Genomic DNA, 21,492 nt, shown 5'->3' with positions numbered 1-21,492 from the left:
ACGAGGAGACAAGTATGAGCATATTCGAGCAACGAGAATCCGATATTAGAGCCTATTGTCGCGTCTACCCGGTGGTGTTTGATAAAGCCATTAACGCGCGCCAAACCGACGAAGACGGCAAGGAATATATCGATTTTTTTGCAGGCGCAGGCGTGCTGAACTTTGGCCATAACAACCCGCGCATGAAAACCGCCATGATTAACTATCTGCAAAACGATGGTGTTTTACACAGTTTAGATATGCACACCACCGCTAAGCGGGCCTTTATGGAGCGCTTTGTAACAACCATTCTCGAACCGCGCAACATGCCCCACAAACTGCAATTTATGGGGCCAACCGGCACCAATGCGGTAGAGGCTGCTTTAAAATTAGCGCGCAGGGCCACCGGCCGCAGTGACATTGTGGCTTTTACCAAAGGCTTTCACGGTATGACCTTAGGCTCGCTTGCGTGCACCGCCAACCAATACTTTCGCGGCGCGGCGGGCATTCCGTTGCTGCATGTAGAGCATCAACCTTTTGGCTGTGAAAAACCCTGTAGTGGCTGCGAAATGGGCTGCGGTGTAGCCAATATAGAAGCACTGCGCGGGCAATATAGCGATGCCTCCAGTGGTATTAGCCCACCAGCGGCATTCTTAGTGGAAACCATTCAAGCCGAAGGCGGCGTGAACGTTGCCCATAAAGCGTGGCTAACGGCGTTAGCCCAGCTAGCGAAAGACTTTGGCAGTTTACTGATTATCGACGATGTCCAAGTAGGCATTGGCCGCACGGGTTCATTCTTTAGTTTTGACGATTACGGCATAGACCCGGACATTGTGTGCCTAGCCAAAGGCATTGGCGGCATGGGCACCCCTATGGCGGTAAACCTGGTAAAACCCGAGATTGATCAACACTGGTCACCTGGCGAGCACACCGGCACCTTCCGCGGCCAGTCGTTATCGTTTGTGGCTGGTGCCGAAATGCTCAGTTACTTTGAAGACGACAGCTTTATGGACGAGGTAAAAGCCAAAGCCAAAGTGATGGCTGGCGCCCTTGCACCGCTAGAAAAACTGAGCGCCGTGCAAGTGCGCGGTAAAGGCATGATTTTAGGCTTAGATGTGGGCAACGGCGAAAATGCCAAAGCCATTGTTAACCAGTGCTTTGATAAGGGCTTATTAATTGCCAGCTGCGGCACAGGTGGCCGAGTGGTTAAGCTGATACCGCCGCTGACCATTCCCGACAGCGACTTACAAGAAGGACTGGATATTCTAGTGCAAACCGCACAAACCGTTTTGGAGGCCGCCGCATGAAAAAACGCGATGATATGACCTTCCCCTACGAGGAGTACGAGCGCCGAATTTCCGAGCTACGCAGCCGCATTGCCGAGCGCCACTTGGATGCCGTGGTAATCACCGACCCCGAAAACATCATGTACCTAACCGATTACCAAACCACCGGTTACTCGTTCTTCCAAGCGCTGGTTGTGCCCTTAGAAGACGAGCCCTTCATGATTACCCGCGCATTGGAGGAATCCAATATTTTTGCCCGCACCTGGGTGGAGCGCACACGCCCCTACCCTGATACCGGCGATGCCGTGCAAATGCTGGTCGATGCACTGCGTGAATTTGGCCTATCGACTAAGCGCATTGGTTACGAGCGCAATAGCTACTTCTTCCCCGCCTACCAGCAAGACACCATCCATACCACCCTAACCGATGCCAAGCTACTGGACTGTTTTGGCATTGTAGAAGAAGGCCGCATTTGCAAATCGGCACTGGAAATAGACTTAATGCGCCGCGCCGCCACCGCGACCGAAGCCGGCATGGAGGCAGGCATAGCCGCTTGCCACGCCGGCGCTACCGAAAACGAAATTGGTGCCGCCATTAGCGCGGCCATGTTCCGCGCAGGCGGCGAGCCACCGGCGGTAATGCCCTATGTTACCTCTGGCCCGCGCACCATGATTGGCCACGCCACATGGGAGGGCCGCGTGGTTAAGCCCGATGAGCATATTTTTTTGGAAGTGGGCGGCTGCTACCGCCGCTACCACACCGCCATGATGCGCACCGTGGTATTGGGCCAGCTGAGCGATTCCATGCACAAGGCGCAGGAGTGTATGAAGTTAGCGCTCAATACCATGCATAACTACATTCAGCCAGGCATGACGGTATCGGATGTGGACAACATGATCCGCAATATTATTTCCCATAATGATGTGGGCGCACGTTTGGTAACGCGATCAGGTTATTCCATTGGCATCGCCTTCCCACCCAGCTGGGACGAAGGCTATATATGCAGCTTAAAACAAGGCGACGGCACCGTTTTAAAAGAAGGCATGACGTTTCATGTTATCCCTTGGATGTGGGGGGTTGATGGCGACAAGACCTGCGGCATTTCCGACACTATTCATATTACCGCCGACGGCTGTGAATCCTTTTTTACTATGGATAGGGACTTTTCCGTAAAACCTAACGAAGCTAGTGCGATGGTTCAACCTAACCCTACTGCCAGCAATATAGCTGGCAGCCCGCAAGGCTTGCCCGCAAGCAGCATTCAATCCAGCCCCAGCGCCAGTACTCAGGCTGTAAATACAAAAGCTACCGCTAGTAAGCAGCAAATTAAAGCCGCTAAACATGCGCACGCTAAAAGTTAACGCAAGCAGCCCAACCCTAGCCAACAGCGCCGTGAATAAGCGGCGTTTTTATCACCCTAAAACCGATAATCAACGAGGTGACTATGAATCAGGCACTGATTGCAACCAATCCATTTAACGGCCAAAAATTAGCCGAATACCCTACGTTAAATAGCGTGGGAATCGACGAAAAAATTTCCCAAGCCAATAACGCGTTTAGCCACTGGAAAAACACCACCTTTGCCGAGCGCGCCGAGGTATTGCGTAATGTGGCCAAAGCCCTGCGCGACGCCAAACCTTTGCTGGCCGAATTAATGGCAAAAGAGATGGGCAAGCCCGTAAAAGAGGGCCTAGCCGAAGTGGAAAAAGCCGCGTGGTGTTCTGAATATTACGCCGAGCACGCCGAGCCTTACTTGGCGACCGAAACGCTACCGTCTGATGCCTCTAACAGCTATGTGTACTATCAACCGCTAGGCACGTTATTGGGCATATTGCCGTGGAACGCGCCGCTGTGGCTGGCAGCGCGCTACTTTGCCCCAGCGCTAATGGCCGGTAATACCTGCGTGTTAAAACACGACCCCAACGTACCCGGTTGCGCACAAGCCATTGCCGATGTCTTTGCGAAGGCTGGCGCACCCAAAAATATTTTGGTGAACTTACCCATTGCCACACCGGCTGTCGCCGAGGCTATTCGCCACCCTGCGGTGCAAGCCGTTTCGTTTACCGGCTCCGCTAAAGCGGGGGGCATTGTTGCCGCCACGGCTGCCGCCGAGATTAAACACGCGGTATTAGAGCTAGGCGGCTCAGACCCCTTCATTGTATTAGCCGATGCCGACTTAGACACCGCCGCCGACATCGCCACCTTGTCGCGCATTATTAATGCCGGCCAATCGTGTATTGCCGCCAAGCGCATTATTGTTGCCAGCGAGGTTTACGATACGTTTATCGGTAAATTAAAAACGCGGTTAGCTGCACTAAAGCTTGGCGACCCACTTTTAGAAGACACCGACATAGGCCCTATTGCCCGCAACGATTTACGGCAAAACTTACACCGCCAAGTGGCCGCCACCGTAGCAGCGGGCGCCAACTGTTTACTCGGTGGCGAAATACCCGAAGGCGAAGGTTATTTTTACCCGGTCACGCTATTAACCGACGTAACTGAAACCATGTGCGCGTTTAAAGAAGAAACCTTTGGCCCCGTGATGGTGGTGATAAAAGCCGATTCACCCGAGCACGCCTTAACACTCGCTAACGACACCGAATACGGCTTGGGCGCCGGCGTATGGACGCAGGATGTAGACCTAGCGCTCAAGTTTGCCAAAGACCTAAATGCCGGCCAAGTCGCCATAAACGGCATTGTTAAAACCGACCCACGACTGCCCAGCGGCGGTATAAAAAAATCGGGTTATGGCCGCGAACTCGGCCCCCACGGCATCAAAGAATTTGTGAACGCCAAGCAAATTTGGATTAAATAACCCACCCAAAAACCTAAGGGGCTTAACCCGCTAACATTAAGGGCACCTCTAAAAATAGTAATTTTTTTGTGAGAGCAAGGAAGCACCGCCCGGAGAGCCGCAGTTTACGTGGTGTAAATCATTCAGCGCATCCTTGCGCTTCACCCTGCGGGCAGCAAGCTGTGCAAATTGATCCTCCAATTTGTGAGGACTCGAGGACGGAGCTAATGTCCATGGATGGACTGAATACAGGTTTTGCAGGAGCAAAAACCTGTAAGTCACTATCACGGAAAAAGTGCATTTTTAGAGATGCCCATTAAGCCCCCTACTTCCAGCCGATAATCCAGCTTTCTGTTTTAAGCAGGCGCCAGTCTATATCGAAACTTCGTTTAGTCATTACAGCTTCAATAACACAACGCTCTACCGAATTTTCGTCCTCATCAAAAACGACCTTCACCACTATAAAGTGCTTTTCTTTATTGATGGGATGCACGGCAGTCCATTTACTGTTCAGGAGTTTTTTAGGATTTATGATATTCATGGTTTTGCATTTTGGAGAATTGGGGGTTCTTACTCCGTAGCGCCTTAATCAGATGAGTTCATCCGGCATGGTCCCGCGGTGCTAATTCGGTGTCGCACAATACTCTCGCTTCTCGCTATATCAACATGTCAACATGTCAACATGTCAACATCTTAATCCGAAAGCATTCCTCTAAGGTTTTATATAGCCAAATAATATATGGATTGGAGATACTTTTTCTGCATCGCGCGTACTAACTAACAATAACCATGCTGAACTTTATTCCCCATGATCACTAAAACTCTAGGAGGCCCCATGGCCACAAACCTTCACAACGAGCATAATAATCCGACAATATTTACGCGCATTCCTAAAGGCACATCACTTACCGATAAATACATTCAGGCTAACGTTGTTGGTACCTTTGAGCCTTACCGCTGGCTGTTACTAGCTTTTAACGACTTTTACAAAGCACCTTTTTTATCTCTATTTTTTGGAGCGGTATTCGCGGTTATCCCTGCACTTATTTTGCATTTCGCCTACAGCGCAGGTAACTGGATGTTTTTATTACCCGCATCGGCTGCTTTTGCACTTATCGGCCCAGCATTTGCCACCGTACTTTATGATATTGCATGGGAAATAGAAAAAGGTCATAAACCCAGCTTCAGGCATAGTGTAAAAATGCTAGCTAGAAACCCCGCAGGGGAATGGGGTTTTGCTTTTGTTTTACTGGTATTGATGATTGCATGGATGAGACTAGCGGGTATTATTTATGCGCTTTACCCAGCCCACTCAAGCCCAAGCCTAGAGGAATTACTTCCCTTTTTAACTTTAGGGACTCTAGCCGGCGCTGTGCTGACTATTGCAGGATTTTCCATATCTGCTTTTACCCCGCAATTGCTCTTAGAGCGCCGCTTAGACATGATGACTGCTATGGCAACTTCAGTTAACGCCGTTCGTAAAAACGCTAAGGCAATGGTATTTTGGGCATCGCTGGTATTCGGATTAATTATGATTGGTTTTCTGACCAAAGCAATTGCATTCATTATCATTATGCCGTTACTAAGCTTTGCTAGTTGGCATGGCTATATCGCTATAATAAAAACCAAAGCACCGCGAAGTTTTGAATAGGAAGCTTTGAATAGGAAGCTTTGAATAGGAAGCTTTGAATAGGAAGCTTTGAATAGGAGACTTTGAATTCGCCAGATTATATCCAACGGGGTAACCACCTCCCCGCTGGATATCCATATTATGCTACCCTCTACAATATTTTTATATTTGTATTATCGAAGTGAACCTTAAAGTCTTAATAAAATCAAAATTAGCTGATCGCGCGTTAAAGCCTTTGCGTGAGGAGTTGAGTGCACTAATGCCCCAGGGCATATCATTACTGGAGGTAGGCTGCGGCACCGGTAGTTTCATGTTGCGCTGCTCCCCCCAAATAGCTCACGGGCTTGGCGTAGACCTTAACGCATCGATGGTCGACTACGCCAACAAACAGCGCACGGCACACAACATTAAAAACGTACATTTCGAATGTGTTAACGCCTTACACATGGCCCCCTCGTCGTTTGATATTGCCAGCAGCACGCTATGCCTACACGAACTCGCCGAAAAAGATGCCTGCCAGCTATTAAGCGCAATGCTAAAGACGTCCAAACAAGTCATTATTGCCGATTACGGATATTGCAAATCATTAGCTGGGAGGTGTGCCATTGAATTAGACGAAATGCTGTCAGGCCATTATCGAAACTTTAAACTCTACCAAAAAAAAGGCGCCATCCCCGCTTATGTCAAGCAAATAGGTGCCCGTATTGAGCGCGAGTACGCCAGTGATATTGAGGGTATTTATATTTGGGTCATTCAAGGTAAAATTAGCTAATCACCCCACCTGTAATCAGGGGCATTGAAAGAGCACATTGAACCACCCAATACTTGTTGATGCATTCCTTTTATATTACATAGCGGCTTACGCTCAGCAAACAAATCCATAAATTAGCAGCACTCAGAATATTCAGGGCACTACATGTCGTTAGACTGGAAAGAGCACAACAATGCAAACCCACAGGCACCTACCAACACGCCAGAACATTTAACTTACCTTGCCCTAGCGCACGAGTACGACACCAAGGGGCTAAATTTGGCTGTGGCTTGTAGTATAGATAAAGCGGTGTCACTACTGAACGATAATATCAATGAGCACTCACGTTACTTTATTTTCGAGTGGGATATTACCTGTTCGGTATTAACTATTGTGGTAACCGATAATAAAAAAGAAAATGATTCAGCCAAAGTCGTTCAGTGTTGCTTTACCGCATTAGACAATAAATTGAAGGCCGTAAAAAATACAGCGTTAAGCGAATGGGAAAGTGAAGCAAACCGATATGCAGAATGTATGAAAGATACTATTCGAGATTACCTCACCACCTGCCACAGCTTCTTTAGTTATTCATTAGTCGCTGTATTTCACAGCGAAGGCCGCAGTAACAGTGTATTGCTATAGCGCAAGAGCATGATTCCCTTTATGAATCCTGACGTTGCGTTAGTAATCAAGAACTACCCCGCGGCCATAAAACCTTATATTATTCAATTAAGGGCTTTAACTTTTAAAGTCGGCAATTCAGAGGGAATTGCCGACTTGCAAGAGTGCCTAAAATGGGGCGACCCTAGTTACACATCTAAACGTGGAAGCACTCTGCACTTAGGCTTTACGTTAAACCTAGTGCTTTTTCACCGGTTTTAATTCAAGCACTAACACATCGTGTGAGCCGACTTTGCGCGTTAAAGTTTTTGCCGTGGTACCTTCGTTTTTACCAGACCATAAGTTTTTAATGGTAAATTCACCACGAATGGCTCGCTCCATACGCGGCCATTCAATGCTGATTTTTTGCGCGCTATCGGCAATATTTAATACCGCAACAGCCCATCGCCCTTGGGTTAAAGGTTTAATCCAGATTTCGTATTGTTGCGGTTGAATTTTAAAACGCCAAGCTGCAATGCCATCAGCATCTTGGTTTAAAGCAATCACAGGTTTGTGGGTCAATATTTTTGTAACTTCGGCATTCATGCTGCGCAAATCATTACCGGCAATTAGCGGCGAGTTGATCATGGCCCACATCGTAAAATGTGACCTGTTTTCAGCCATGGTTAAACCTGGGTTGCCCACTTCCAGCATATCAGCATCGTTCCAGTGGCCTGGGCCTGAATATTGCCCCATGCCATCTTGCCCCACAACTGAAGGCTTTAAGTTGTGATATCGATCTAAAATTGTTTTAAAACCATGCGACCATTCTTGCGAGCAATTCCAGCAATCGTAAATATCACCGGATATGCGCCATAAATGGCCAATATCTTGCGCCCACTCCCACGGCTGATTATCGCCCCACTCGCAAATTGAAAACACCACTGGGCGCTTGGCGGCATAAAGGGCATCGCGCATCGTTGTGTAGGCCTCTTGGGCATTTCGGGTGCCGGTTGCGCACCAATCGTATTTGAGAAAATCGATACCCCATGCGGCAAAGGTTCGCGCATCTTGATACTCATGGCCTTGGCTACCAGGGTAACCGGCGCAGGTGGTTTTGCCCGCATCACCATAAATACCCAGCTTTAAACCTTTGCTGTGAATGTAATCGGCAAGAGCCTTCATACCATTGGGGAATTTTTGTGGGTCAGGTACCAAATAGCCATTCACATCGCGTTCGCGCAGTGCCCAGCAATCGTCGATAACCACATATTCATAGCCTGCCGCCATCATGCCATTACTCACCATGGCATCGGCGGTTTCTTTAATGAGGCTTTCACTCACCTGGCATTCGAACGTATTCCAACTATTCCAGCCCATAGGTGGTGTTTGCGCCAACCCGTCAAACTTTAGTGCAAACGCATTAACCGCCAACGCCCAGCCAAAGCACAGCCCCAAAATCCACTTCTGCACATTTCTCATTATGTATTTCACCCATTGCATTCAAATTTCACAGAACATACTAAATAAACTAGCATTACATAGTTGAAAGAGTACGCGTGTGTGCATAAGGAGGCAAGTAGATTGGGCATCGCCGAAGTTAAGGCTAACTTAGCTGCTAGCTGCAACTGGTTTAGGGCGTCTCTAAAAATAGTATTTTTTTGTGAGAGCAAAGACAGAAGTTGCTCCAGGCAACTTTCTGCATTTCCTCCATCCGTGGAGGTCAAGCACCGCCCGGACGACTGAATGGATTCAGGAGGTAGAGCGACGCAGGAGGCCAAAGCCGAGAGCCGCAGTTTACGAGCTGTAAATCATTCAGCGCATCCTTGCGCTTCACCCTGCGGGCAGCAAGCTGTGCAAATTGATCCTCCAATTTGTGAGGACTCGAGGACGGAGCTGATGCCGCTATCGCGGAAAAAGTGCATTTTTAGAGATGCTCTTAGGTTTGATTAAGTACATTAGTGGTATTGCAAAGGGGCCGAGCAGCGCCAAAGCCATATCCCACCCTACAAAAAGCTTGCAACCACGCGACCTTGCAATGTAATAACAAAGCGCCGCGCTAACGAGCCATACAGAAACTAAAAGATATGCGGTCATCGGTTTTACGTTTACATGAATGCTAGAAACTGAACATCATTGTAGCCCATACTGGCGTCATATTGATGCATGCAGCTGTTCAATGCGATGCTAGCTTATACGCCGCACACTATCATTGTCGACACTAGCCCATTCGTGAAAGACATCGGCGATATAGTCCGTTAACTCAGTCTCACTTAATGTCGGCGGAATGCAAATATCCTCTGCCCGCCGCTTTAGGCCGTTACTACAATAGCAAGCAAGCCATTCTCCCTTAACCCTAACGTTGCATTAACTTTTGGCCCAGGATCGCTTCGCTGCTTCTATAGCAGTATTTCTAACGTCGTACTCAATTTTTCTGGATCTCACCTAGAGTGACTAGTATCAATCCAAAAAAATCTCCGTTCAACGCTATAAATACCACTCTACAAGCTCCTGAACTCAATATCTAATGCTACGTTAGGGTTAACACGAGAAACATCCAAAATTTTTCGACCAAATATATCAAATTTCATACGTTGTAGATTTCATTTTATGCGATGAATAATCCAAATAGCCTGCCACAAATTGCCAGCATTCAAGGCTACCACTGAAATACGGGAAGGGTAATAGTGAGACTAAATTGGCCAATTAAAGTATTTATTATCCACAATGTGGTTTAGCGGGCCAACCGCCGTAAAAAATAGCTCAGTTTAATGTTAAAAATAGATGCCGCAATTGTCTATTTTCGATTCTTTGAATATTTATTATAAACAGGATTATCTACTCTTTATTTACGCAAAGATCTTTCCAGCAATAGCAGTCTAGCCAGACTGGGTTAAGCACACTATGATGCCTAACCCAACGGGTAAGAATACAGCACCGTACTCTGAACATCAGCATCTCTACACAGTACAAAGGAATGTCGTACTAGGGATTTAAGCAAAAATGAAAACTATCAAAAAAATATCTACATCTAAAGCCAATGGCCATTCCACGGCATCTAAACAACTATTGATACCCAATATCGAATGCTATCGTAAGCCTCATGCATTAGCGCCATTTAGGCGCTTGCAATTTATCGCGTGTATCTTTGCAGTTATATGGCTAATGGTGAGTATTTTTACCAGTGCAAAAGTCATTGATAATAATTTTCAAAAATCAATCAGCGAACAACAACAAAAAGCCAACCGCGAAGCGACCTTTATTGCACAACTTATTGATAAAGAACTGCATACGGCAGAACAACTGGCCATTACGCTCTCGCACGAAGCCGATATTCTTACGCATTTACAGAGTACCAACAAGCATGCGCAACTACTCAAAGATATGGCGCCTGCACAACGACAGGAATTCCTAAAGCAGCACCCGCCGACAGCAGCCGTTAACAATCTTTTTGGGCGAATATCAAACGATGTAGACTTAATGTCAGTATTTCTTTTAGATGCGAGTGCAAACTGTATTGCCAATAGCTATTTAACTTTATCTAAAACATACAAACCAAAAGGTTGCCTAGGGTCTAATTACGTTAATCGCCACTATTTTCAGCAAGCAAAAAACGAAGGGCACGGTCGACAGTTTGCCGTGGGTAAAAAAATACCAATCCCTTCGCTTTTTTTTGCTCACGCGTCAATAAAAGAAGAAATATTTATTGGCACGGTAGTTGTTCGCTTAAATGCCAACAGGCTTATGGATGGGCTTAAGCTTTTAAGCGCCACAACGTGGGTGGTCGATAACCAAGGCATAATTATTAGCAGTACCGATAAATCCTCCATTTTCAAACATATCGGCGAACAATTCATATCCAAACCACCCCCAAAGGAACTGCAAGATACCTATGCACTGAATACCATAACACAGCTTGGAATTAGGCCTTCAGCTATTAATAGTCACCTATTAAACCTATGGGACATTAACAACCAGACCATGGTTATTGCGCGCATAAATACACAAGGCCAAGATTTTAAAATTTGGCATGCCATAGATGTCAAACAATCAGTTACTTTAGTAAAACAAAATTGGTATCTAGCGGCCACCATTATTATTGCCGGTTTACTACTAATTTTAATGGTAGAGCGCGCAAGTGATTATCACCAACGCAGTTTATCGCATTTAGATAATTTAGCCCGCGTGAATCGCACACTAGAAAAAGCCTCTAGCGAGCTTTACGCTATTGCAATAACAGATCACCTTACACAAATTTCTTCCCGGGGCTATTTTTTACAGCGCCTTGAGGAGGAAGTCGCTCGAGCGCACCTAGAAGAACGACCGCTATGTTTATTGCAAATTGATATTGACCACTTCAAAAAAATCAACGATTCACTCGGCCATGCCGCCGGTGATGCAGCTATTTCGCATATGGCAAACCTATGCCGTGAAACAATACGCGATGCAGACCTTCTCGGCCGCATGGGCGGAGAAGAATTTTCGATAAGCCTAATTGATTGCGATATAAACAAAGCGATGCACCTAGCCGAACAGCTGAGGCATGCTTGCGAGCACAGCGTACTTAATTTTAACCACCATACTATTCGATTCACTTGCTCAATAGGGGTTACCTGCCTTAACGCAAAGCAAGCACCGGACGAGCTACTAACCGCGGCAGATAAAGGCCTTTATATGGCAAAGAATTCTGGCAGAAATTGCGTTAAATATAATTCTAATGTACCCACCTAAACTGGCAGCAAAGGGAGCCAATAATCATACAAAATAACCAAACTCCACACCCAAAAGCCGCAGCTAAATTATCTGCATAAAAATTAAAAACCAACAGCGTTTCGTATTTACTACACGGTTTATTAGGGTAAAACAACCTTATAGCGAGAAAACACCGTTTGCCCTTCGCTTTTAAAATAAATAGGAAAGGTTTGGGTAACTTGCCGAAAATCGACATGATTCTGCACTTGCATGTGTAGATGCGGCTCGCCGGTGTTGCCGGAATTCCCCAGTGCTGCAAGCTCATCGCCCTCGGCAACCCAATCGCCTACAGCAACTTTACCGCTGCCATGCTTTATATGTGCAAGCAATAAAAATTGTGCTTTCGCCACCTGAATTACAACGTAATTTCCCACCGGCATTTCTGCATTGGTAGTACCAATCTCTTGGTCAGGATAGTCGAAATACGTTGCCACAACTTCTCCACTTATTGGAGCATAAAGTGGCATGCCGAAACTGGTAAAAGCCGAAAGTTCTTTTTGTTTACGCGCATTTCGATTGTACTCAACGGCAATTAAATCTGCAGCATAACGTTGCCCCTTAAAAAAGAAGTGGTGATTATATAGTGGGCTAAACCCTGCACTCAAAATTAACGCGGGCTGATGAAGTGGATTACGAAGAGTAATGGCATTGTCAAAATGCGTTTTTTTATTAATTAAAATTAAAAAAATTATTACAAAACAACCCGACCCCATGACAATCGCCTGAGGCCAATTAACCCTAACAGTCGGAATCCAGAGCAGAGCAATACTCATAAGTGTAAGGATAACCATTTGCGTTTTTATCCACGCCGCAGTGGAAGGCGGAAATTGAAAGGCTATAAATCGGTCTGTAATGAAAAATAAAATTACAATAAAAAACATTGAGCGAACAATATTGGGCAGCCAATAATGGACATCAGTCCACGGCCAATTTTCAAATAAAAATTCACCATGCAGATAAGCAAGATATAAGCGAACTCCCTCTGTCACTAAGCGGGCCAACAGGTAAACATATAGTAAGTTATAGAAAAGGCCGGAAGCGATACCACCGATAACAAATAATGCAAGTAACACGGCCAGTGTAATCTCATAAATAAACATGCAGGGCTCTCCTTGAAGAGCATATATTTAAGGCCACCTCTAAAAATACTAATTTTTTTGTGATAATGACGACCAATTTCTTTTCAAACCCCACAAATGAAGCAAGCCAATGCTCATACAAATAGCCGAGCTCCAAAACCAAAAGGCAATGCCTAAATTTTCTACATAGGGAGTTGAAACCAACAACGGAATAAAAGGCCCGTAAGCACCGCGAATGCAGTACACAGCAGCAATTAATACAAGACACGATCGCAAAAAGGGTAAACGAAGGATAAGGCCTGCCCCCGATAACGCATATAGCCCCCAAGCTATTAAAATACTTGTAATAAATAAGGTAACTATAATTGGGTACAATTTTCCATCTTCTGCCATTTGCGCCAGCTCCTCACCGGCGCCAAAAAATCGATACCAATCTGGCCCACCAAAAATAACAGCAACATGTAATAACGCAGCAACCATACTTAAACTACCAGCCGCAATTAATATTTTACAAGGCGACTTCATCTCCCCCCCCCTCCTTCTGTTTGATTGAATATTTTTTACCACGACTTAAGGGCACCTCTAAAAATAGCAATTTTTGTGTGAGAGCAAGAAAGCACCGCCCGGAGAGCCGCAGTTTACGTGCTGTAAATGAGGACTCGAGGACGGAGCTAATGTCCATGGATGGCCTGAATACAGGTTTTGCAGGAGCGAAAACCTGTAAGCCGCTATCGCGGAAAAAGTGCATTTTTAGAGATGCCCTTAATTGAATTTACAAATAAGTACGAAAAAACCGCATAAGTCACCCTATGCGGTTTGCGGGGCCTGCTAGTGAATAACAGGCTTAAGGTTATAGCGTTTTAACGCTCGTTAATACGTGGGCCAGCTTCTAGGTTTTCTGGCGCAAAACCTGTGCTAATGGCAACGTCTAGCTCTTCTAACACATCAACGAAGGCTTCTAAGCGCGCAGGGATAAATACATCGCGAAGCGCTGGTGAAATATTACGCTGCTCGTCAACATGGACAAAACCTAGCGTATTTGGCCAACTATCAATAATGCTGCCGTCGCTTAAGCGAAATGCACCAATAGCGTTCGGTGCGGTTAAACCAAAGCTCGATGGCTCGTGGCAACCGCCACAGGTCATTGCCGTTGCACGATTTAATAGCTGATCAACCGTTAGCGGGTTGCCTCGTGCATCCACGCGACCTTCAAGTTGGGTTTGTAAATCTAAACCGAAAGGCGTGAACAGGTTATTACCGAAATGACCACGGAAATCATTCTCGAAAAACGCGAAGCCACTGGCATGGCTTTGACCATTATTAAAGCGATCGCTCACGGGGTTAGACAACATCACAATATCGTCTTTTAACAGTGGCTCAAGGTTGCTGGCAAATTCCGATTGAAAATCGGCCGCAAGCTCAGCTAACGCACCACCGACAAATGGCAGCTCGGGGTTAAAAAGCTCGCCAAAGGGATTTTCGTTGACCCGCACCGGTAAGGCAACAACGGTACATTCACCTTCAACGGCGCTATCACAGCGGGTTTCTAGGTCGTACTCGCGCAGCATCCACTCGGGCGTCATAAATTGGTTAGTACGAATTTGACCTTGGCCCTCAGATAAGTTGGCCACCGAAATAACCGGTGCAATGCCTTCTAAGCCTTCCATAAAGAAGCGGTTAAGTTCGATACCGCGAGCAATAGGATCAAGCCCCGGCATGTTTTGCCAATGACGAATTACTGGCTCACAACCGCGAACATCACCCGGTGTTGGGTTAGGTACGCGCGCCTCTACAATCAAGAAGTTACGCTGAAAATCGTTGCGACCAAACACAACACGGTGCTCACCGCAATCTTGCCAGCCGGTGCGCAGCTCTATGCGGTTGACCAACGCTAGTGTGTTATAGCGTGTCATTTCAACAGCCACTTCGGCATCGCTCATAAACGCCACTTCACTTTCCGCGCGGTCACACGAAAGCTCAAAGCCGTTAATGGGCACACAATTAATATCGCTATCGATGGCCGATACGCGACGTTGTGCATCCCAAAATTGGCGGAATAAGCCTTCGCCTGTTCCGCGGCCTTCAGAAGCTAACTGTTGAAATACACCACTTAACGTAATACCACTGGCATCAATGGTTGCACCATCGCGAATAAATACAGCATCGACCGAAGAGCTTTGTGGTGGCTCAGCGCCGGTACGGGCTTCTACAAAGAAAGTATTGCTGCGGTTTCCGTCGGGCAAACCAATAAACACAGGAATGAAAAACTGCGTTTCGTTCGGGTCAAAAGCTTCAACCAGCACCGTTAACAACTCAGGCGTTTGATTAATAACCTGAAAGCGTGGATCAGCGAAGTCCAGCTGAATGCTTGCACCTGGCGGCAACTGCTCGTTAGTGATCAAACTAAACAAGTGCACATCAAATGCAACCAAACCGATACCCGGTGGGAATATTGGGTTAAATACAGCAGGTTCCGCGCCAATAATCTCGATTGCTGGGCCTACTACTGGGCAACCTTGCCCATCAACTTCTACGCCCCGCGGGGTACCTGGGCATAAATCGAGTTCATCCGGCACACCGTCATTGTCGCTGTCATTGCTACAAAGTGCTGGATCGATAAGGCACGGGTCTGGCTCGGTAATTGGGCAACCTTGCTCGTCGACGGGAAAAGGAGACTCGATAATGCACTGGTCTGCAAAATCGGGCGTGCCATCGCCATCAACATCAAAGGCGAGTTCAGGGTTGAAGTCGGTAAGTACATCTTCAAGGTCTGGGCGACCGTCAAAGTCAGAGTCTGGATTGAAGCGGTCTGTACCGAGTACGTCTTCTTGGTCGTCTAAAATGCCATCACCGTCAGAATCGATCTGGGCGAACCAGTTACTAATATCCATCACTTGTACAGGGTTTAAATCCTGCAGTAGTTTTGGCAAGTTACTAATCGCGGCATCAATATCGCCTTCCATTACATTGCGGTCAAAACCTTGTAAACCCAGCGACATTAGGCTGGTGGTTTCACCTGGGCGCAGCACAATACGGTAAGTAATGCGAATATCATCGCCCTGCTGGACTGCCGCAATAGGTTGCAGTGCGGTTTCACCGTTAGACCAGTTGAACACATGCCCTACCATTGGGTCGCCTTCAAAAACTGGCAAGCTAGAGAAGCTGCTAGAGCTTGAACTAGAGCTAATTGGCGGGAAGATAATAATAGGCGCACTCGAACTCGAGAAAACCACTTCACTTGAGCTTGAGCCAAAACTGGGTTCGCTGCCAGCAGAGCCAATAAAGAATTCACTAGAACTTGTTGGCTCAGGAAAAACAAAGCTGCTACTTGAACCAAACTCTGGCTCGCTAAAGCTAGAACTGGTCGGAATAAACGGCGCACTAGAAGCAGACCCAAACGATTCACTTGTAGGGAAGCTAGGCACACTACTGGTGCTGCTTACACTACTAAAGCTAGAAGTGCTGGAAGGAATTGGGAAGGGGAAAGGTATTGAAGAGCTGCTAGAACTCGAACTTGATGGCAAGAAAAAGCCATCATCAGTAATAATGTATTGGTCGGTCACATCAAACACTTGGTCGCCAGAGCTAGTCACCAGTACATTCGTCCCGCCATCTGAACCTAAGTTAGTCGACAAGGTAACTTCGAGTACCTGTAGCTCGCTGGTGGTATTGGTGAAGCTATCAATAAAACGTGCAAACTTGGCGCCCTGCGGTACAGACACATGCCGGCTAACTTCAATACCAGGCAGCATATTACGGTTAATCAGCGCTACGCCTCGGCCATTATCATCAAAACGCACTTGCTCTTCGAAGAACTGCAAGCCATTCACATTCAGTACAAAACCACCATCAAAGGCATCGTTGGTACCATCGGCAATTTCACCACCGTTAAAAATATCCCAGCGGAAGCCATGGCCATCAGTTAATACCAGCGGCAAGCTTGGTGGCCCAAAGCTATCATCGCTTGGGTCAAGCGGGTTAGTGCCTGAAATGACTTCGTCAAAATCGCTCACACCACCGAAGTCGGTATCTGGGTTCAGCGGGTTAGTGCCAAAAACATTCACCTCTTCGCCATCGGCAAGATTGTCGAAATCTGAGTCTGGGTTGAAAGCGTCTGTGCCAATTTCAAACTCTTGCTCGTCGGTTAAGCCGTCAAAGTCGCTGTCGTTTGTACCAACAACCGGGCAACCGTTAGGGTCAACCTCTTGCCCCAACTCCGTGTTTGGACACTGGTCTTCAATGTTGATAACGCCATCACCATCTTGATCTTCAAAATCAGGGATGGGTAAACAACCATTTGGCTCTACGCTACCAAAAAGCCCAAGAAATTCTGCTGGCGTAAACGGGCATTCATCCGCAAAATCAGGCACGCCATCATTATCGGAATCCTCCAAAATCGCGCAACCATTGCCATCAACCGGCGTATTTGGCGGCGTCATGGGGCATTCATCGAATTCATCAAAAATGCCGTCACCATCGCTATCGCTAGGGCGCTGGCTTTCTGAACAGCCTGCAAAATCGACCTCTTCACCCAGTGGTGTATCGGGGCATTGGTCTTCAAGGTTGATAACAGCATCGCCGTCTTGATCGTCAAACTCTGGAATCGCAACACAACCATCGGGCGTAATGCCGAAAATGTCGCGAAAATCTTCTGGTGTAAACGGGCACTGATCTAGGTTATCGGGTACACCATCGTTATCGCCATCACCAAAGACTTGGCAACCGTTAGCATCAACTTCGACCCCAGCTGGGGTATCTGGACACTGGTCAATGGCATCTTCAATACCATCCCCGTCGCTGTCTAAGTTGAGGGTATCAGTGAACGCGAAGAAGGCTTTGTCTTTACCGCAAGCACCTTTTAATAGCGCCCGCGTACCATCTGCAGGCGCTAGGTTGCCGCGCTCGGGGTGAATACACAGGCCAGATTCAATGTGTTTTACGGCACCTTTTCTAGTGTGCTTAAACGCCATTTTCGCACCGCCACAACGTGGTGCCAGTTTGATGCGGTCCAGCGCATTCACATCATTTAATGGGCCTTCTGGTTTGATACAGCGGCCAGATACGACATGCTGAATACTGCCGTTATTGAGCCAACGATAGCGCTGTTCAGGCAAACCTTCACAGCTATTGAATACAACTTGTGTACGCTTATTGGGGTCAAAGGGGTTATTAGTTGGGGAGAGACATTTACCGGAGCTTTCTTGAATAAGAAAGCTACCGTCTTCGGCGGTTTGCGCTTGAGACGCAGACGCATAAACCGCCACACTGCACAAAGCAGCGAGGAGCAAAGACTTACGTTCCATAATGGTGTCCTTAGTAACTTATTAAGTTATCGGTGGTAACCTGATGTCCTTGAAGTCCACTCAGGCTGCGCAGACTTTACCTGTCAAAAAAATATAAAAACAGCTCGAACTCTCAAAAATTACAATTCATTAACATAACCATTAAAAAAGAGGTTCTACAGTAGTTAGGAAATTGGCGGGCCCCGCCGCAACGCACACATTAAAGAATGCATTGACCAAGAGCCGCTAAATTATGCATAGATAGGGCAATAAAAGACCGCCCCCCTATAAAAATACATTTTTATATTCCGAAAAGGTTATCGGCTGGCCGCGGTTACTAACATAGCAATCCCCCCTAGCCCGCAAAATTGCCCTCTACACACCAGTATCCTTGGTTCGTCAACGCTATCTAGTTGTTTTTAATATAGAACGGCGTAAATGGACCTATAGGGCATCTCTAAAAATGCACTTTTTCCGCGATAGCGGCTTACAGGTTTTCGCTCCTGCAAAACCTGTATTCAGGCCATCCATGGACATTAGCTCCGTCCTCGAGTCCTCATTTACACCACGTAAACTGCGGCTCTCCGGGCGGTGCTTCCTTGCTCTCACACAAAAATTACTATTTTTAGAGGTGCCCTATAGAAATTTGTAATTTTCAGAAGAATTAAAAAAATATTGTAAATATAGGAAGAAGAATGCAAAGCGCAGTTAGCATGTAGTTAAATAAAATTAAGGCAGCGCCATTCCCTAAAAGACATTTAATTGCCCTAGCCCATGAAATAGAAAATCCACACAGAAGCGGCCCTATGGGGTATACGCGCTATGGCTTTGATTTACGCATTTGCATCAAGAGCACCGATGGGCATATATGCTGGAAACAAGGTACTGCATCACATATTAATAAAAGCTTGCCTATCAATAATCACCACAATCTACATTTTTAATGCGACATTCGATGTGAGCAAAGTTTACTGCCGATATTTCTAACGCCGTATTGCACCCTGGCGTAGTTTTGCCCACCCGCGGGGGCTAAAACTAAATTTATTTCACCGGATGCGCTTTCGCCCCTGCCGCGAGCGCATATAGGTAGCTCTAAGGTGCTTGATAATGATTAAAACAATAAAACAGTCATTACGTAAACGCAGTACACCGCTTACGCGCTGGCTAGTAACTGGGCTTGTTGGCATAAGTGCATTAGCCGCCCATGCCAATAACCCTTTGGTTTCGCATGTGTACACAGCAGACCCATCCGCACGCGTTTTTAACGACCGAGTGTATGTGATTACCACGCACGACCCCGATGGCTCTACCGACTATGGGGAGCTGCAGGATTACTTTTTGTGGTCCTCCGACGACATGGTTAACTGGCAGGATCACGGCATTATTTTTGGTACCCAAACACATACGAGTTGGGCCTTTGGTGCCTACGCGCCAGACTTATTCGAACGCAACGGCAAATACTATTTAATATTCCCGAATGTCACATCCGGCATTGGCATTTTAGAAGCCGACCATCCCGAAGGGCCTTACGTGGATATCAAAGGCTCGGCCGTAATTAGTAAGCAAAACACCCAAAATGCCGATGTGGAATGGCTATTCGACCCCGGTGTATTAGTGGATGACGACAACGCTGTTTATGTGACGTTTGGCGGTGGCGGGCCAGGAGAAGCGCGGATAGTTAAACTAACCGACGACTTACAAGGCCCAGATGGCCCGGCCGTAACGGTGGATGCTCCCAACTTTTTTGAGGCCTCGTATATTCACAAACGCAACGGCGTTTACTATTTTACTTACTCCAAAGACTATACCGGTGGCGCACCCACCATCGAATATATGACCAGCGATAGCCCCATGTCGGGTTACCGCCACCGCGGCACCGTTATCCCCCAACCTTGGGATAATTACAGCGGCAACAACCACCATTCGTTTATCGACTATAAAGGCAAATCTTACGCGTTTTATCATAACCAAACTGTATGGTCGAACGGTCCTGGCAATGGCACCGGCAGTATCTATCAGCGCTCCATGAATGTTGACCTTCTAACCTACAGCGGCGATGTTATGAACCGCATTACGCCAACGCGCAACGGCCCACCACAAATACAAAACTTCGACCCATTTCGCAAAGTAGAAGCCGAAATTATCGACAAGCAACAAGGCATAGAAACCGAGCGCAATGCCGATGGCAGCATGCATGTGCAAATGGTTAACAACAGCTGGTATAACGTATCTGGCGTCGATTTTAGTGACGGCGCTAATTTGATTCAGGTTGAAGTTGCCGCAAACGCTGCAACCACACTTGAAATTCGCACCACCTCAGCAAACGGCGCCCTTGTGGGTACAGTGCAAGTGCCTGCCACTGGCGGCTTGAATAGCTTCAGCACCATTACGGCCTCACTTAATGGCGTTAACGGCATTCAAGATTTGTACTTTGTAGCTAAAGGCCGGCTTAACTTTAACTGGTATCAATTTACTGGCGAACCGCAAGACTGCGGCACCGCCGAAGGCACGCCTGTTTGCTGCAATATTACCGCAGATGTTGATCGTGATGGCTGGGGCGAAGAATGGGGCGCTCAGTGCCGCGTGACAGAAAACACCGAAGGCTATGCGCCGTTAAACCCTAGCACTGTAGCCGCCGCCATTAATGTCGGCGGTGGCGGCGATTACTTCAACGATATTTATTATCAGCCAGATGTTTACCGCACAGGCGGGGAGGCCAACAGCACCGCAGATGCCGTACTCGACGCCGCTGGCAGTAGCGTATTCAACAGCGAGCGCTATGGCGATATGCAATTCAACATACCCGTAGCTAACGGCACTTACTCGGTCGACTTACACTTTACCGAAATGTACTGGGAGGAAAATGGCGAGCGCGTGTTTGATGTAAACCTAGAGGGCGAAAACGTTATAGCGGGGTTGGATATTTTCCAACAAGCCGGTCACGACGTGGCCTACAGCCAAAGCTTTGATGTGACCATTAGCGATGGCGAGTTAAATATTGCCCTCACTACCGTTACCGATAACGCCACCTTAAGTGGAATTTTAGTACGCGCAAGCTCGGCGGCTTCATCAAGTGCACCGGCAAGCTCCAGCAGCCAAAGCAGCGCGCCTTCGCCGGTGGTAAGCTCAAGCTCACTGGCTGCCAGTAGCTCTGAAGCAAATAGCGAACAAAGCAGCGCATCCTCCACCGCCAGCACCCCGGTAAAACTAGGCGCGCTGAATATCGCGGAATTGCTAATAGGGCTAATGGTGCTATGGGGCGCAGCATTATTACGCGCGCAAAAACACCGCAACACTCCCTCTCGAATTAAAGGAAAAACCGGTAACCGGTAAGCTTTT

General features: G+C 47.2%; 13 protein-coding genes and 1 pseudogene. 8 read left to right on the top strand and 6 right to left on the bottom strand.

Going from position 1 to position 21,492, the window contains the following annotated elements:
* Positions 1 to 14 precede the first annotated feature (14 nt).
* The 3 genes from MARGE09_RS00645 (at position 15) to MARGE09_RS00635 (ending at position 4,080) form a co-directional block, all read left to right on the top strand.
* Positions 15 to 1,286 carry an aspartate aminotransferase family protein gene (locus MARGE09_RS00645; protein WP_236985435.1) on the top strand — a complete coding sequence of 424 codons (1,272 nt, stop codon included), beginning with the start codon at positions 15 to 17 and terminating at the stop codon, positions 1,284 to 1,286.
* Positions 1,283 to 2,626: an ectoine hydrolase gene (doeA, locus tag MARGE09_RS00640; protein WP_236985434.1), complete on the top strand. Its 1,344-nt coding sequence runs from the start codon at positions 1,283 to 1,285 to the stop codon at positions 2,624 to 2,626. Before MARGE09_RS00645 ends, doeA begins: the two co-directional genes overlap by 4 nt.
* 83 nt (positions 2,627 to 2,709) lie before the next feature.
* On the top strand, positions 2,710 to 4,080 hold the full coding sequence (locus tag MARGE09_RS00635) for an NAD-dependent succinate-semialdehyde dehydrogenase (protein ID WP_236985432.1): 1,371 nt from the start codon (positions 2,710 to 2,712) through the stop codon (positions 4,078 to 4,080).
* A gap of 304 nt (positions 4,081 to 4,384) precedes the next feature.
* Here MARGE09_RS00635 and MARGE09_RS00630 read toward each other — a convergent pair whose 3' ends face one another.
* Positions 4,385 to 4,600: a TIGR02450 family Trp-rich protein gene (locus MARGE09_RS00630; RefSeq protein WP_236985430.1), complete on the bottom strand. Its 216-nt coding sequence runs from the start codon at positions 4,598 to 4,600 to the stop codon at positions 4,385 to 4,387.
* Between the two features lie 294 nt (positions 4,601 to 4,894).
* Between MARGE09_RS00630 and MARGE09_RS00625 the strand changes: the two genes are divergently transcribed.
* The 3 genes from MARGE09_RS00625 (at position 4,895) to MARGE09_RS00615 (ending at position 7,082) form a co-directional block, all read left to right on the top strand.
* Positions 4,895 to 5,710 (top strand): DUF2189 domain-containing protein, encoded by an 816-nt coding sequence (locus tag MARGE09_RS00625; protein ID WP_236985429.1) that lies wholly within the window; start codon positions 4,895 to 4,897, stop codon positions 5,708 to 5,710.
* A gap of 160 nt (positions 5,711 to 5,870) precedes the next feature.
* On the top strand, positions 5,871 to 6,461 hold the full coding sequence (locus tag MARGE09_RS00620) for a class I SAM-dependent methyltransferase (protein WP_255711792.1): 591 nt from the start codon (positions 5,871 to 5,873) through the stop codon (positions 6,459 to 6,461).
* Positions 6,462 to 6,605: 144 nt separating this feature from the next.
* Complete coding sequence (locus MARGE09_RS00615; RefSeq protein ID WP_236985425.1) at positions 6,606 to 7,082, top strand: hypothetical protein; 477 nt, start codon at positions 6,606 to 6,608, stop codon at positions 7,080 to 7,082.
* Positions 7,083 to 7,298: 216 nt separating this feature from the next.
* Here the strand turns inward: MARGE09_RS00615 and MARGE09_RS00610 are convergent, their stop codons facing one another.
* Positions 7,299 to 8,522, bottom strand: coding sequence for a glycoside hydrolase family 27 protein (locus tag MARGE09_RS00610; RefSeq protein ID WP_236985423.1), 1,224 nt, complete (start codon positions 8,520 to 8,522; stop codon positions 7,299 to 7,301).
* A gap of 705 nt (positions 8,523 to 9,227) precedes the next feature.
* Positions 9,228 to 9,386 (bottom strand): annotated as a pseudogene (locus MARGE09_RS21695) (DUF7661 family protein); the annotation flags it as partial.
* Positions 9,387 to 10,043: 657 nt separating this feature from the next.
* Here MARGE09_RS21695 and MARGE09_RS00605 point away from each other — a divergent pair.
* Positions 10,044 to 11,771 (top strand): sensor domain-containing diguanylate cyclase, encoded by a 1,728-nt coding sequence (locus MARGE09_RS00605; RefSeq protein WP_236985421.1) that lies wholly within the window; start codon positions 10,044 to 10,046, stop codon positions 11,769 to 11,771.
* A 122-nt stretch (positions 11,772 to 11,893) separates the two neighbouring features.
* On the opposite strand, the gene MARGE09_RS00600 is transcribed toward MARGE09_RS00605, so the two are convergent.
* From MARGE09_RS00600 to MARGE09_RS21610, 3 genes are all read right to left on the bottom strand, one after another.
* On the bottom strand, positions 11,894 to 12,892 hold the full coding sequence (locus MARGE09_RS00600) for a M23 family metallopeptidase (protein WP_236985419.1): 999 nt from the start codon (positions 12,890 to 12,892) through the stop codon (positions 11,894 to 11,896).
* A 48-nt stretch (positions 12,893 to 12,940) separates the two neighbouring features.
* Positions 12,941 to 13,396: a hypothetical protein gene (locus tag MARGE09_RS00595; RefSeq protein WP_236985418.1), complete on the bottom strand. Its 456-nt coding sequence runs from the start codon at positions 13,394 to 13,396 to the stop codon at positions 12,941 to 12,943.
* A 335-nt stretch (positions 13,397 to 13,731) separates the two neighbouring features.
* Positions 13,732 to 18,174, bottom strand: coding sequence for a thrombospondin type 3 repeat-containing protein (locus MARGE09_RS21610; RefSeq protein WP_275068739.1), 4,443 nt, complete (start codon positions 18,172 to 18,174; stop codon positions 13,732 to 13,734).
* Between the two features lie 1,086 nt (positions 18,175 to 19,260).
* On the opposite strand from MARGE09_RS21610, the gene MARGE09_RS00580 reads away from it, so the two are divergent.
* Positions 19,261 to 21,486 carry a family 43 glycosylhydrolase gene (locus MARGE09_RS00580; RefSeq protein WP_236985416.1) on the top strand — a complete coding sequence of 742 codons (2,226 nt, stop codon included), beginning with the start codon at positions 19,261 to 19,263 and terminating at the stop codon, positions 21,484 to 21,486.
* Positions 21,487 to 21,492 lie beyond the last annotated feature (6 nt).

This window comes from Marinagarivorans cellulosilyticus (assembly GCF_021655555.1).
In the GTDB taxonomy this organism is placed as follows: domain Bacteria; phylum Pseudomonadota; class Gammaproteobacteria; order Pseudomonadales; family Cellvibrionaceae; genus Marinagarivorans; species Marinagarivorans cellulosilyticus.
The sequence above is the reverse complement of the archived record's forward strand: the minus strand, read 5'-3'. Positions and strand labels throughout refer to the sequence as shown.

Coding starts and splice junctions, on each gene's coding strand:
- MARGE09_RS00645 (WP_236985435.1), top strand. CDS start 15: ATGAGCATATTCGAGCAACGAGAATCCGATATTAGAGCCTATTGTCGC.
- doeA (WP_236985434.1), top strand. CDS start 1,283: ATGAAAAAACGCGATGATATGACCTTCCCCTACGAGGAGTACGAGCGC.
- MARGE09_RS00635 (WP_236985432.1), top strand. CDS start 2,710: ATGAATCAGGCACTGATTGCAACCAATCCATTTAACGGCCAAAAATTA.
- MARGE09_RS00630 (WP_236985430.1), bottom strand. CDS start 4,600: ATGAATATCATAAATCCTAAAAAACTCCTGAACAGTAAATGGACTGCC.
- MARGE09_RS00625 (WP_236985429.1), top strand. CDS start 4,895: ATGGCCACAAACCTTCACAACGAGCATAATAATCCGACAATATTTACG.
- MARGE09_RS00615 (WP_236985425.1), top strand. CDS start 6,606: ATGTCGTTAGACTGGAAAGAGCACAACAATGCAAACCCACAGGCACCT.
- MARGE09_RS00610 (WP_236985423.1), bottom strand. CDS start 8,522: ATGAGAAATGTGCAGAAGTGGATTTTGGGGCTGTGCTTTGGCTGGGCG.
- MARGE09_RS00605 (WP_236985421.1), top strand. CDS start 10,044: ATGAAAACTATCAAAAAAATATCTACATCTAAAGCCAATGGCCATTCC.
- MARGE09_RS00600 (WP_236985419.1), bottom strand. CDS start 12,892: ATGTTTATTTATGAGATTACACTGGCCGTGTTACTTGCATTATTTGTT.
- MARGE09_RS00595 (WP_236985418.1), bottom strand. CDS start 13,396: ATGAAGTCGCCTTGTAAAATATTAATTGCGGCTGGTAGTTTAAGTATG.
- MARGE09_RS21610 (WP_275068739.1), bottom strand. CDS start 18,174: ATGGAACGTAAGTCTTTGCTCCTCGCTGCTTTGTGCAGTGTGGCGGTT.
- MARGE09_RS00580 (WP_236985416.1), top strand. CDS start 19,261: ATGATTAAAACAATAAAACAGTCATTACGTAAACGCAGTACACCGCTT.